The 13,854-nt window shown below is 68.4% G+C and carries 8 protein-coding genes; 2 read left to right on the plus strand and 6 right to left on the minus strand.

What is annotated here, in order from left to right:
• Window positions 1-7: 7 nt before the first annotated feature.
• The 6 genes from purL to CJZ80_RS06165 form a co-directional block, all read right to left on the minus strand.
• Window positions 8-2,377: a phosphoribosylformylglycinamidine synthase subunit PurL gene (gene purL / locus CJZ80_RS06140; RefSeq protein WP_369802999.1), complete on the minus strand. Its 2,370-nt coding sequence runs from the start codon at window positions 2,375-2,377 to the stop codon at window positions 8-10.
• A gap of 70 nt (window positions 2,378-2,447) precedes the next feature.
• On the minus strand, window positions 2,448-3,347 hold the full coding sequence (locus CJZ80_RS06145) for an RNA methyltransferase (protein ID WP_094511199.1): 900 nt from the start codon (window positions 3,345-3,347) through the stop codon (window positions 2,448-2,450).
• A gap of 4 nt (window positions 3,348-3,351) precedes the next feature.
• Window positions 3,352-4,527: a DNA polymerase III subunit beta gene (gene dnaN / locus CJZ80_RS06150; protein WP_094511200.1), complete on the minus strand. Its 1,176-nt coding sequence runs from the start codon at window positions 4,525-4,527 to the stop codon at window positions 3,352-3,354.
• Window positions 4,528-5,052: 525 nt separating this feature from the next.
• Window positions 5,053-6,111 (minus strand): threonine synthase, encoded by a 1,059-nt coding sequence (gene thrC / locus CJZ80_RS06155; RefSeq protein WP_094511528.1) that lies wholly within the window; start codon window positions 6,109-6,111, stop codon window positions 5,053-5,055.
• A 142-nt stretch (window positions 6,112-6,253) separates the two neighbouring features.
• Window positions 6,254-6,904, minus strand: coding sequence for an alpha/beta hydrolase (locus tag CJZ80_RS06160; protein ID WP_094511201.1), 651 nt, complete (start codon window positions 6,902-6,904; stop codon window positions 6,254-6,256).
• 27 nt (window positions 6,905-6,931) lie between these two features.
• Window positions 6,932-8,860, minus strand: a complete 1,929-nt coding sequence (locus CJZ80_RS06165) for an AarF/ABC1/UbiB kinase family protein (RefSeq protein ID WP_094511202.1) — start codon at window positions 8,858-8,860, stop codon at window positions 6,932-6,934.
• A gap of 75 nt (window positions 8,861-8,935) precedes the next feature.
• On the opposite strand from CJZ80_RS06165, the gene recN reads away from it, so the two are divergent.
• Both recN and uvrA read left to right on the plus strand, forming a co-directional pair.
• A complete protein-coding gene (gene recN / locus CJZ80_RS06170; RefSeq protein WP_094511203.1) occupies window positions 8,936-10,663 on the plus strand; it encodes a DNA repair protein RecN in 1,728 nt (575 codons plus the stop codon).
• An 87-nt stretch (window positions 10,664-10,750) separates the two neighbouring features.
• Complete coding sequence (gene uvrA, locus CJZ80_RS06175) at window positions 10,751-13,789, plus strand: excinuclease ABC subunit UvrA (RefSeq protein WP_233132864.1); 3,039 nt, start codon at window positions 10,751-10,753, stop codon at window positions 13,787-13,789.
• The last annotated feature ends 65 nt before the right edge of the window (window positions 13,790-13,854 follow it).

Here is a 13,854-nt window from a genome sequence, read left to right on the forward strand (position 1 = left end):
GTCTGCCTCAGGCCCCGCCGGCCAAGCGGCGGGGAATCCCCTGCTCGTAAGCCAGCCCCAACACATCGAGCGGCTGCGCCAGCAACGTCGTGCCGCCCCGCTCGATGCTCAGCAGCGCCTCAGCCTGCACCTGGCCCAACCGCTGGCAGGCTGGCGGCGAGCCGGCGGCACCGCTCAGCGGCGCCTGCTCCACCAACGCCTGCCAGGCCTGGGCCTGGGCCGGCGGCACGCTCACCAGCACCCTGGCGCCGCCCTCGGCGAACAGCAGCCGGTCGGCCCGGGCCGTGCCCGCCGGCAACTCCAGCTGCGCGCCCAGACCCGAGGCGAGACAGCATTCGGCCGCCGCCACCGCCAGGCCGCCGTCGCTGAGATCGTGGGCGGCAGTCACCACCCCCTGGGCGATCGCCTGCCGCAGCAGAGCCTGCACCGCCAGCTCCAGCGCCAGGTCGGTGCGCGGCGGCCGGCCGGTGCTGAGCCCGTGGATCCACTCCAGGTAGCCGCTGGCCGCCAGCCCGAACCGCTCGTCGGCGTCATCGTCGCCCGCCAGCGGCACACCCAGCAGCCAGATGGCATCACCGGCCGCGCGCCAGGCCTGGCCGGTGACACGGGCAAGATCGGGCACCAGACCCACCATCCCCACCACGGGGGTGGGATGGATCGGCTGCAGGCGCCCGTCGGGCAGGCGGGTCTCGTTGTAGAGGGAGACGTTGCCGCCGGTGACCGGTGTACCGAGCGCGGCGCAGGCCTCCGACAGGCCGCGGCAGGCCATCGCCAGCTGCCAGTAGCCGGTGGGGTGGTCGGGGGAAGGGAAATTGAGGTTGTCGGTCACGGCCAACGGCTCGGCCCCCACGCAGCTGAGGTTGCGGGCCGCTTCGGCCACCGCCGCCATCGCGCCCCGCTGCGGATCAAGGGCCACCCAGCGGTTGGGGCAATCCACCACCGCCGCCACGCCGCGCTGGGCCGGCAGCAACGAGCCAGGCCCCTGCTGAGGCCGAAGCCGCACCACGGCCGCGTCGGCGCCGCCGGGGGGCATCACGGTATTGCCCTGCACCTGGTGGTCGTACTGGCGGTACACCCAGCGCTTGCTCGCGATCGTGGGCGTGTCGAGCAGGGCCAGCAGCACCTGGTTCCAGCTGAGCGGTGACTGGCCCGCCGGGGTAATCCCGGCGGTGTCGGCGGGCGGCAGCTGGGCCTCGCTCCACTGCCAGTGGGCCTGGATCTCGGCGGGCGGGGCAGCGAGCAGCTCGTGGTGGTTGATCGGGGTGTCGTCGGCCAGGGCATTGGCCGGCACTTCGGCGGCCACCGCGCCGTGCTGCAGCACCCGTACCACGTTCTCGGCCACCACGCGGCCCACCACCGCGGCCTGCAGGCCCCAGCGGCGGAAGCGCTCCATCAGCGGCTGCTCGCGGCCCTGACGCACCACGAACAACATGCGCTCCTGCGATTCCGACAGCAGGAACTCGTAGGCAGTCATGCCGTCTTCGCGGGCCGGCACGCGGTCGAGATCGAGCTCCACACCCACGCCCCCCTTGGCAGCCATCTCCGAGCAGCTGCAGGTGAGGCCGGCGGCGCCCATGTCCTGGGCGGCCACCACATCGCCGCTCTGGAAGGCTTCCAGGCAGGCCTCGATCAGCCCCTTCTCCAGGAAGGGATCCCCCACCTGCACCGCCGGGCGGTCATCGAGGGAGGCTTCGGTGAGCTCGGCGGAGGCAAAACTGGCCCCGCCCATGCCATCCCGGCCGGTGGTGCTGCCCACGTAGACCACCGGATTGCCCACGCCCGCCGCACCCGAACGCACAATCTCGTCGGTTTCCATCAGCCCCAGGGCCATGGCGTTGACCAGCGGGTTGCCGCTGTAGCTGGGATCGAAGGCCACCTCCCCTCCCACCGTCGGCACACCGACGCAGTTGCCGTAATGGGCGATGCCGGCCACCACGCCCTCCATCAGCCCCACATTGCGGGGATCCTCCAGCGGACCGAAGCGCAGGGCATTGAGCAGCGCGATCGGGCGCGCGCCCATGGTGAAGATGTCGCGCAGGATGCCGCCCACACCGGTGGCCGCACCCTGGAAGGGCTCCACGGCCGAAGGGTGGTTATGGCTTTCGATCTTGAAGGCCAGATGCTGACCCTCGCCCAGGTCGACGACGCCGGCGTTCTCACCGGGCCCCACCAGGATGCGCGGCCCGGTGGTGGGGAACTGGCCGAGCAGGGGGCGGGAGTTGCGGTAACAGCAGTGCTCCGACCACATCACCCCGAACATGCCCAGCTCGGCGCGGTTCGGTGACCGGCCCAGCCGCCGCACGATCTCGTCGTAGTCCGCCTGGCTGAGGCCCTCCTTGCGCAGAGCTTCGGCAAGCGGAAAGGAGGGGGAGGACACCAGGCGGCCGCAGGCAGGAAAGCGCAGTCTGGCCGAGCGAGCGCCCACGGCCGCCGGGGGATCGGCGGGTTCAGACCCAGGGGTCCGTGTCGCTGTCGTAGCGGCTGCCCCGCCGGGACGGTCCCTCGCTGACAGGCTGGGTCCGACGGTAGCGGTCCGTGTCCGGTTCGAGCTCCGGATCGTCCTCAGGCGAGTCCCAGGCCCTGGGCCCGTCGTCGCGATCCTCTAGACGATCGTCGTCGTCCCAGTCGTCCAGCGGGTCGCCGTCCGGTTGACGGCGGCCGGAATCGGCGTCCTGCCAGGGCGGACCGTCCCGCTGGGGCTCCTGCCAGGGGGGTTCCTCCAGCCAGCCTTCCAGCCGTTCCTCGAAGCGTCCGCCCACCTCCTGGAACTGATCCCTGATCCGGGTGGTCTCCTGACCCACCTGATCCCGCCAGCGGCGTGAGCGGCGCAGAAACTCCTGCCGCACACTGGCCTTGGCCAGCGGCAGGTCGTCGAGGCCGCCGAGGCCGGTGAGCACCTGGCCGGGCTGCTGATCGACGATCCGATCGGGAGTGAGGCGCCAGCGGCTGGTGCCCGGCAGGCGCGGATCGCTGCGCGACACCAGGTAGTGCAGGATGCGCCCACTGCGCAGCTCCACGGCCGCATCCGCCACTGTGCCCAGCACGGAACCCCCAGCGCCGGTCAGGGCGGCATCGAACAGCGTGGGCAGGCGTTCGAGCGTGGCCGGATCGGTGACGGCCGGTTCGCCCAGCACCAATGCCTCCAGTTCACCGAGGCCGCGCAGCTGGTCGAGGCGCCAGACAAGCCGGCGGGTGCCGAAGGCGGAGGGTTTGCTGGCCCAGCCGAGCAGGCGGTGCACCGGCGGGTGCATCCAGCCCATCAGTCCGGGGCCGTGGTCGAGGCCCTGATCGCAGCGCACCCGCAGGCGCAGCAGGTCGGAGAGCAGCAGCTGAGCGGGAAGGCTCACGGCATCAGCTGCGGATCTGCACGGGCATCACCAGGTAGGTGAAGCTCGGATCCTCCAGCGGCGCCAGCACGGCGGGCGTGGTGGGGGCATTGCAGCGCAGCTCGACCCGGTCGGCGGTCATCGCTTTGAGGCCATCGAGCACGTAGCGCACATTGAAGGCGATCTCGATCGCGTCCCCTTTCACAAGCGCCGGCAAGGATTCCGAGCCGCTGCCCACATCCTGGGCGTCGGCACTGATGCGCAGGATGTCGGCGGATGGGTCGCTGCTCAGCTTCACCACGTTGTTGTGCTGATCGGCCACCACGGCCACCCGCTCCAGGGCGTTGACGAAGGCGCGGCGGTCGAGCTCGAGCGTGCGGCTGAAGGAGGCGGGAATCAGCTGGCCGTAGTTGGGATAGGTGCCGTCGAGGCTGCGGCTGGTGAGCACCTGATCCGCCCAGACGAACACCACCTGCCCGCGTTCGCTGAACAGGCTCACCGGCTCCTGCGACTGGCGGGAGGACAGCAGGCGCTCCAGTTCGCGCAGGGAGCGGGCCGGCACCGTGACCGCAAAGCTCGGCGCCTCTTCCGCATCCGTTGCGCCGTTACCGGGGCCCGCACCGGCAGCAGCGGCCGCCGCATTGTCGAGACGCAGCACCGAGAGGCGGTGGCCGTCGGTGGCGGCGCATTCGAGACCGTCGTGCTCCAGGCCGAGATGCACGCCGGTGAGCAACTGCTTCGCCTCATCCGGGCTGCTGGCGAACAGGGTGGCGCGCAGGCCCTTGATCAGCGCGTCCGCTTCCAGCCGGATCGGAGCGCCGGTCTGCACCAATGGGAGGTCGGGAAAATCCTCCGCCGACAGCCCGCGCATCTGGTAGCTGCCGGAGAAGCTGGTGAGCTCCACCTGCTCCTGGCCTTCGGGGCACTCCAGGGTGATCGGACTGTCGGCGGAGAGCCGGGAAACGATCTCGCCGAACAGGCGGGACGGCAGCGTGATCGCGCCGCTGGTTTCCACCGCCGCAGGCAGGCTCGTCTGGATGCCGAGATTGAGATCGAAGCCGGTAAGGCTCAACCGGCCGGTGCCGGCATCGGCGGTGAGCAGCACGTTGGCCAGCACCGGATGGGTCGGCCGGGCCGCCACTGCGCGGCTGACCAACTGAAGGCTGGCGCTCAGTTCCGCCTGGGAGCAGACCAGCTTCATCGTTTCGAGACTCCGGGTGGGATGCCCTTTTCGGGCCCCACCACGCTTCCACAAGCCGGGGCGATCCGCAACGGCGGACGACCGTCAGCGCCCTTTTCCACGCCCGTTTTCCGCGATCCTTCTACGGAAGTTCTCTCTTTCAGAAAAAAGAGAAAAACAGCCGTAGTCGTAGGGGGTGTGGAAATCGGGGAGAAACTCAGAAAGCTAGTTGCAGCAAGGGATCTGGCTCAACAGGCATGGGGAGAACCGCTGACGGAAACCGCCCGTTTTCCCCTTTTCCACGTTTTCCCTGCCTGAGGAAAACCAACGCTCTGTTCGGGGCCCAGATTCAGCCGCACTTTTCCACCGCTGGCCCCCTGTTTTTCCCTGGGACGGTCTATTCACCGGCCGACATCAAAACGCCACGCTTCTGGCCGCTTCAGGGCTCTCCAGCGGCGCTGTCCGTGCCCGAACGCCAAAAACCCCCGTCCACGAAAGGCCGTGGGCGGGGGCTCCTGGTTGATCAGATGGGCTTCAGCCCTGGTCTCAGAAGCCCATTACCTTGGCGACCACGTCCACCTCCGGCGCCAGGCCGGCATGGAAGGCGCCGTCGCTGTGATCGATCGCGGTGCCGGGATCCTTCAAGCCGTTGCCGGTGAGCACACAGACCACCGTGGCTCCTGCCGGCACCTCCGCTGCCCGCTGCAGCAGGCCGGCCACCGAAGCGGCGCTGGCGGGTTCGCAGAACACCCCTTCCTCCCGGCCCAGCAGCTTGTAGGACTCCAGGATCTCCTGATCGGTGACCGCATGGAAGGCCCCGTTGCTCTGCTCACGCACCGCCAGTGCCTTCTCGCGGTTGGCCGGGTTGCCGATGCGGATCGCCGTGGCGATGGTGTCCGGTTGCTCCACCGTGTGGCCCAGTACCAGGGGGGCGGAGCCGCTGGCCTGGAAGCCCATCATCCGGGGCAGCCGCTGGCTGTGCCCGGCCTGCCGGTACTCCTGGAAGCCCATCCAGTAGGCGCTGATGTTGCCGGCATTGCCCATCGGGATGCACAGCCAGTCGGGGGCATCGCCAAGCGCATCGACCACCTCGAAGGCGGCCGTCTTCTGGCCCTGCAGCCGGAAGGGGTTGAGGGAATTGACCAGGGTGACGGGGTAGCTGTCGGCCACCTCGCGCACGATCGCCAGCGCCCGGTCGAAGTTTCCCTTCACCGCCAGCACCTCGGCGCCGTACATCAGCGCCTGGGCCAGCTTTCCCTGGGCCACGTAGCCATCGGGGATGAGCACGAAGGCGCGCATGCCACCGCGCTTGGCATAGGCCGCGGCCGCGGCGGAGGTGTTGCCGGTGCTCGCGCAGATCACCGCTTCAGCGCCGGCTTCGCGCGCCTTGCTCACGGCCATCGTCATCCCCCGGTCCTTGAAGCTGCCGGTGGGGTTGAGGCCGTCGTACTTGAGGAACACCTTCACGCCACGTCCCACGCGCGCCGCAATCGCCGGGGCGGGGATCAGCGGGGTGGCGCCTTCGCGCAGCGTGATCACCGGCGTGCGGTCGCTCACCGGCAGCCAGGGGCGGTAGGCCTCGATCAGCCCCGGCCAGTCCTGCAGCGTGGGCTTCGCGCCCAGGCGCCTGAGGGCAGAGAGCAGCGGCACGGGCGCGACGGAGCAGGCTGTGGCGAATCTACGCGGCGGTTAAGAAGCGCCGAGAGGGCTTCACGCCCTGAGAGCTGGCCTTGGGGCCTGGAGCGATTCAGGAGCCCTTGGCATCGGGTGCGCTGGCGGGCGGTTGGCCGGGTGCGCTGGCTGGAGGGCTGGTGGACGGCGCCGGGGGGCCGGAGGGCCGTTCATTGCCCTCCCGCAGGCCGTCAAGCGGGGATTCGGAGAAGAACCGCACCAGATCGGTGATCGAATTGGTTTTGCCCACCAGGCTGAGCAGGGCCGGGATGTTGATCGCCAGCTCGTTGGCGGGGTAGGCCCTCAGAAAGCCGGTGGGGGTGAGGGTGCCGTTGCCGTTGCTGATGCCGATGATCAGGGCGGAGCGGAGCGCCGGAACGCCGGTGCCCGGTGCCCGCAACGGCGCGAAGATGCCCGCCAGGCGCTGCAGGATCGCCTCGCCGATGCGGGTGGACAGCAGGCGGCTGGTGAGCACCAGCGGCAGAGTGATCTTCTGGTTCAGCAGCCGTGCCACATCTTCCGGCTTCTGGCGGCCGATCTTGAGCACGTCGGCCAGCAGGCCGCGTGCCTGGCCGGTGGCGGCCAGATGGTCGAGATCAGCGACCGGGATCGAGCGCCGGAAGGCGCCGCTGACGAAAACCAGTTGCTCGGCCGCCTGAAGACTCGGAGCGGCCGTGCTCAGCGAGAGCCCGAGCAGGACCCCCAGGACGTTGGGGCGGATGCGCAACTGAAACTCCCTGGCTGGACGCTGATCCTAGAAGCTGCCGACCGGTGCCATTCCAGCGGCTCGACGGGTTTCCGGCGCCACCAGCACGTCGCGCAGCAGGCGCACCACCCCCCGCTCCGCCAACCCCTGGGCCAGCTGCAGCCCCATGCGGCGCAGGTCGGGTTCCGCCAGCAACCGTGGCAGCCGGCGCAGCAGCAGACGGGGTTCGAAGCCCGGCACATCGCGCAGCACCACCAGGAGTTGCTGCACGGGTTCAAGATCCAGCAACTGGGCGTCGATCACACTCATCCGCTCCATGCCCCGCAGGCCCGGTGGCTGGAGCCGTTTCGGCAGCCGCCGCCCCATCGCCTGCACGGCCCGCCAGCCAAGCGCATCGAGCCGGTCGACCATCGCATCGACCAGCTGCTGGCGCAGCATGCCTCCCTTGGGCGAGAAGAGGAAATCGAGCACCTGATCCAGCAGACCCTCCACATCCAGCTGATCCTGGAGGGAGGCGCTGCTGATCAGATTTTCCAGCCGCTGCCAACGGAACTCCTCACCATCGAAGAGCATCTCGCGCAGGCTGCGGCGCAGATCCGGATCCGGATCCTCCATCAGCCGGCGAGCGAAGTAAGGGTAGGCCGCACCAAGAATCTTGAACTCCGGATCCACACTCAGGGCAATGCCTTCCAGCGTGACCAGCGAGCGGATGATCAGGGCGTAGTAAGGCGGAACCTGAAAGGGGAAGCGGTACATCACCCCGGAGAGATCGTCGGTGACCGCCTTGAAATCCATCCGGCTCACTCCCATCTCCAGGGCCTGGCCAAACACCGATTCGAACGCCGGCACAATCGGCTCCAGATTCACCTCTTCGCCCAGAAAACCGAGCTGCACGAAATCGGTGGAGAGGGCTGAGAAGTTGCGGTTCACCAGGTGCACCACCGCCTGGATCAGCCCGGTGCGCGATTCGCGGCTCACCTCGCTCATCATGCCGAAATCCAGGTAAGCCAGGCGGCCATCCGGTAGGGCCAGCAGATTGCCGGGGTGGGGATCGGCGTGGAAAAAGCCGTGCTCCAGCAGTTGCTGCAGGCTGCAGTTCACGCCGATCTGCACCATGTGGTCGGGGTCGATGCCGAGCGAGCGCACCGCCTCCAGATTGGTGAGTTTCACCCCATCGATCCACTCCATCGTGAGCACGCGGCGGCTGGTGGCCTCGTGATAGATGGCCGGTACGGCGATGTTCGGGTTGTGCTGGTGGAGCCTGGCAAAGGTTTCGGCGTTTCTGGCTTCGTTGAGATAATCCATCTCCTCGAATACCCGCTTGCCCAGTTCATCGATCAGGGCCACCAGATCGCTGCGCACCAGGCCTACATTCCGGTTGATCCAGGCGGCGATGTTGCGCACGATGTAGAGATCGAGCGTGATCTGCTCGCGCAGACCAGGGCGCTGCACCTTCACCGCCACCGCCTGGCCGTCCTTGAGCGTGCCCCTATGCACCTGGCCGAGTGAAGCGGCGGAGATCGGCTCGCGATCGAGCTGGGCGTAGATCTCGGAGACGGACGCACCCAGATCTTCTTCGATGCAGGCCATGGCCAGTGCACCGTCGAAACCGGGCAATTGATCCTGCAGCTGGGCCAGCTCCTCCAGCAGCACCGGCGGCACGATGTCGGGCCGGGTGGAGAGGGCCTGGCCGGCCTTGATGAAGGCGGGACCGAGCGCCACCAGCAGCTGGGCGCATTCGCGCGCCCGCTCCCGGGCCCGGTCGGGGTTGCTGAGCAGACCGGTGAAGCGATCGACGGCCACACCCACCAGGAACAGACTGATGGGCATCAGGGTCTGCCAGAGCCGCAGCAGCAGACGCCGGGGGTGACCGGCGTAGAGGCGGGTGATCGCCGCCGGGTCGTAGCTGAGCAGGCCGGCGGCTTCGATGAAGTCGCTGAGCTCCGCAGGGGTGCTCACATGGTCGGAGCGAACCATCACGGGGCAGATCGATCAACCCCTTCTAAACGAATCTCAGCGTCGCTACGGTCGGGCAGACGGCTGAGGCACCGGGTGCTCACGGGACTGCGCCTCGAGAACATCGCGCTGGTGGAGAGCCTGGAGCTGGAGTTCTCCACGGGCTTCACCGTGCTCACCGGTGAAACCGGTGCCGGCAAGTCATTGCTGCTCGATGCCCTCGATGCCCTGCTGGGCGGCGGCTCCGGCGTGCGCCTGCTGCGCAAGGGCACCGAGCGGAGCCTGATCGAAGCCCAGTTCACCACCACCGCGCCGGTGCAGGCCTGGCTGCAGCAGCAGCAGCTGGATCAGCAGCTTGCCGGTCCCGGATCCGATGGCCTCGATCAGAACGGAGACGAACCTGCTAACCCACCGGTGGACCTGGTGCTCAGCCGCGAATGGCGCAGCAACGTTGAGCGCATCCAGAGCCGCAGTCGCATCAACGGCGTGGTGGTGAACCGCCAGCAGCTGCTGGAGCTGCGGCCCCTGCTGCTGGACCTCACCGTGCAGGGTCAGACCCAGGAACTGGCCCGTCCCGGCCAGCAGCGTCAATGGCTGGACCGCTGCGGTGGTGACGCGCTGGCCACCTGCCTGGGGCCGGTGCGGCAGGCGGTGCGCAGCTGGCGCCAGGCGGCCGCTCGCCTGGAGCAGGCGCGGGCGGACCGCGACCGGCTGGAGCGGGAACGGCAGGAGGCCTGCCAGCTGCTCGAGGCCCTGGAGGCTGCCGCCCTCGACGACCCCAACGAACGCCTGCGGCTGCAGCAGGACCAGGACCGCCTCGCCCATGCGGTGCGGCTGCAGGAAGGGGTGATGCTGCTGCTGGGCCGGCTGGTGGAAGGGGCCGAAGAGGCCCCGGCAGCGCTCGATCATCTGGCCGCCTGCGAACAGGTGCTGCAACAGCTGGCCGGCTTCGACGCCAGCCTCGGGCCCCTGTTGGAGCGCTTTGGCGAAGCACTGCAGCATGTGCAGGACCTGGCCCGCGACCTGGAGCGCTATGGCGGTGCCCTCGACAGCGATCCCTCCAGCCTGGAAGCGGTGCAGGAGCGGCTGGCCCTGCTCAAGGGATTGGAGCGCCGCCACGGCCGCGATCTGGCGGGGCTGATCGAGCAACGCGACCAGCTACGCATGCGCCTCAGCGGTGGGGCTGCCGCCGCCCTCGAAGCTCTTGAGGCCGAGGAGCAGCAGGCCCGCCTGCTGCGGGATCAGGCCTGCAGCCAGCTCAGCGCCCAGCGGCAGCGGGCGGCGCGGCAGCTGGAGGAGCAGCTGACGGCCTCGCTGCGGCCGATGGGCCTGGCCGATGTGCGCTTTTCGGTGGCGATCGAGCCGACGCCCCCGGCGGAGGAGGGGGCCGATGCGGTCACCTTTCTGTTCTCCGCCAACCCTGGCCAGCCGCTGGCTCCCCTGCGGGAAGTGGCCTCCGGTGGCGAGATGAGCCGCTTCCTGCTGGCGCTGAAAACCTGCCTGGCGGCGGCGGATCCGGGTGTCACCCTGCTGTTCGATGAAATCGACAGCGGCGTGAGCGGCCGCGTGAGTGGCGCCATCGCCGCGCTGCTGCGCCAGCTGGCTGCCGAGCGCCAGGTGTTCTGTGTGACCCATCAGCCGCTGGTGGCCGCCGCTGCCGATCACCATTTCCAGGTGAGCAAGGCGGTGGAGGCGGGCCGCACCCTCACCCGGGTGCGCCCGCTGCGGGACACCCAGGCACGTCAGCAGGAGCTGGCGGAACTGGCAGGGGGCGACTTCGGTGAGGCCCATCGCTACGCGGCCGGGCTGCTGGAGCGAAGCTGAGCGGAGCGCCGTTTCCGTTGCCGTCGAGGGGCGGCACCCTGCCCATCAGGAGACACCCGTAGACTCAGACGCTCTAGACGAGGCCGGATGCCCCGCGCGAGCATCGTTTCTGGGCCCAAGGGCACATCGTCTGAGCCTGACGCCACGTCGACCACAGCCAGCACCACGGTCCCGGCCCTTGACAAGGAAGAGGCGGCGAAGCTGCGCTCCCTCAACGGCGGCGCCCTCGAGGACGTGATCCGTGTGCGTGGCGCCCGCCAGCACAACCTCAAGGACGTGGATCTCACCATCCCGCGCAACCGGCTGGTGGTGTTCACCGGTGTGAGCGGCAGCGGCAAGAGCTCGCTGGCCTTCGACACGATCTTCGCCGAAGGGCAGCGCCGCTACGTCGAGAGCCTTTCCGCCTACGCGCGCCAGTTCCTCGGTCAGGTGGACAAGCCCGATGTGGATGCGATCGAGGGGCTTTCCCCGGCGATCTCGATCGACCAGAAGTCCACCAGCCACAACCCTCGCTCCACCGTCGGCACGGTCACGGAGATTCAGGACTATCTCCGCCTGCTGTTCGGGCGCGCCGGCGAACCCCACTGCCCTCAGTGCGACCGCTCGATCCGGCCCGAGAGCATCGATGAGATGGTCGACCGGATCTCCTCCCTGCCGGAGGGCACCCGCTACCAGCTGCTGGCGCCGGTGGTGCGGGGCAAGAAGGGCACCCACACCAAGCTGCTCAGCGGCCTGGTGGCCGAAGGATTCGCCCGTGTGCGCATCAACGGCGAGGTGCGCGAACTCTCCGACAACATCGAGCTCGACAAGAACCACGCACACAACATCGAGGTGGTCGTCGACCGGCTGGTGGCGCGTGAGGGCATCAACGAACGGCTCACCGACTCCCTGCGCACCTGCCTCAAGCGCGGCGACGGCCTGGCCCTGGTGGAGGTGGTCCCCAAGACCGGCGAGCAGCTGCCGGAAGGGGTGGAGCGTGAGCGGCTCTATTCCGAGAACTTCGCCTGCCCCGTGCACGGCGCCGTGATCGAAGAGCTGTCCCCCCGGCTGTTCTCGTTCAACAGCCCCTACGGCGCCTGCCCCGATTGCCATGGCCTCGGCCATCTGCGCAAGTTCACCGAGGAACGGGTGGTGCCCGATCCCGCCCTGCCGGTGTATGCGGCGGTGGCGCCTTGGAGTGAAAAGGACAACAGCTACTACTTTTCCTTGCTGTTCAGCGTGGGGGAAGCCTTCGGTTTCGAGATCAAGCAGCCCTGGAACCAGCTCACCAAAGACCAGCAGCAACTGCTGCTGCACGGCAGCCCTGAGCCGATCGCCATCAAGACCGACAGCCGCTACACCAAGAGCCAGGGCTACCTGCGCCCGTTCGAAGGCATCCTGCCGATCCTGGAGCGGCAGCTGCGCGACGCCAGCGGCGAGGCGATCCGCCAGAAGCTGGAGAAGTATCTGGATCTGGTTCCCTGCGGCACCTGCCATGGCCTGCGGCTGCGTCCTGAGGCGCTGGCGGTGAAGGTGGGGCCGTATGCGATCACCGATCTCACCAATGTGAGCGTCGCCGACACGCTGCAGCGGATCGAGTCATTGATGGGGGTCGGGGAGGCGGAAGGGGCGGACCCCCTGCTCAATCCCCGTCAGATCCAGATCGGCGATCTGGTGCTGCGTGAGATCCGCATGCGCCTGCGCTTCCTGCTGGATGTGGGCCTCGATTACCTCAGCCTCGACCGCCCGGCCATGACCCTCTCCGGCGGAGAGGCCCAGCGCATCCGCCTCGCCACCCAGATCGGCGCCGGGCTCACCGGCGTGCTCTACGTGCTGGATGAACCCAGCATTGGCCTGCACCAGCGCGACAACGACCGCCTGCTCAACACCCTCTTCCGGCTCCGCGACCTGGGCAACACCTTGATCGTGGTGGAACACGACGAGGACACGATCCGCGCTGCCGACCACCTGGTGGACATCGGCCCTGGCGCGGGCGTGCACGGCGGCCGCATCGTGGCCGAGGGCACGCTCGAGAACCTGCTGGCGGAGGAGGACTCACTCACGGGGGCCTACCTGAGTGGGCGGCGCTCGATTCCGACCCCGCCCGAGCGTCGCACCAGCAGCAGCCGCAAGCTCTCGCTGCTCAATTGCTCTCGCAACAACCTGCAGGGGCTCGATGTCGACATCCCGCTCGGCCGCCTGGTGGCGATCACCGGGGTGAGCGGCAGCGGCAAGAGCACCTTGATCAACGAACTGCTCCACCCGGCGCTCGAGCACAAGCTGGGCCTGAAGGTGCCGTTCCCGTCCGGTCTCGATGAATTGCGAGGCATTCAGTCGATCGACAAGGTGATCGTGATCGACCAGAGCCCGATCGGCCGCACGCCCCGTTCCAACCCCGCCACCTACACGGGTGCGTTCGATCCGATCCGCCAGGTGTTCGCCGCCACGGTGGAGGCCAAGGCCCGCGGCTATCAGGTGGGCCAGTTCAGCTTCAACGTGAAAGGCGGGCGCTGCGAGGCCTGCAGTGGCCAGGGCGTGAATGTGATCGAGATGAATTTCCTGCCCGATGTGTATGTGCAGTGCGATGTCTGCAAGGGGGCGCGCTACAACCGTGAAACGCTTCAGGTGACCTACAAAGGCCACACGATCGCCGACGTTCTGCAGATGACGGTGGAACAGGCGGCCGACGTGTTCAGCGCCATTCCCCAGGCGGCCGACCGGCTGCGCACCCTGGTGGATGTGGGGCTGGGCTACATCAAGCTGGGCCAACCCGCTCCCACCCTCTCCGGCGGTGAAGCCCAACGGGTGAAGCTGGCCACCGAACTCTCCAAGCGGGCCACCGGCAAAACCCTCTACCTGATCGATGAACCCACCACCGGCCTGAGCTTCTACGACGTCCACAAGCTGATGGATGTGATGCAGCGGCTGGTGGACAAGGGCAACTCGATCGTGGTGATCGAACACAACCTCGATGTGATCCGTTGTGCCGACTGGCTGGTGGATCTGGGTCCCGAAGGCGGCAACAAGGGCGGGCAGATCGTGGTGGCCGGCACGCCGGAGCAGGTGGCGGAGCATCCCACCAGCCACACGGGTCGCTACCTCCAGCAGGTGCTGGCTCAGCATCCACCGGAAGCCCTTTCGGCCTGAAGCCATCACCACCAACCGAGCAACGGCCAGCGGGAGGGGATCATGGAGGCTTCACCGCTCCAACG

Source organism: Synechococcus sp. MW101C3, from assembly GCF_002252635.1.
GTDB lineage: Bacteria > Cyanobacteriota > Cyanobacteriia > PCC-6307 > Cyanobiaceae > MW101C3.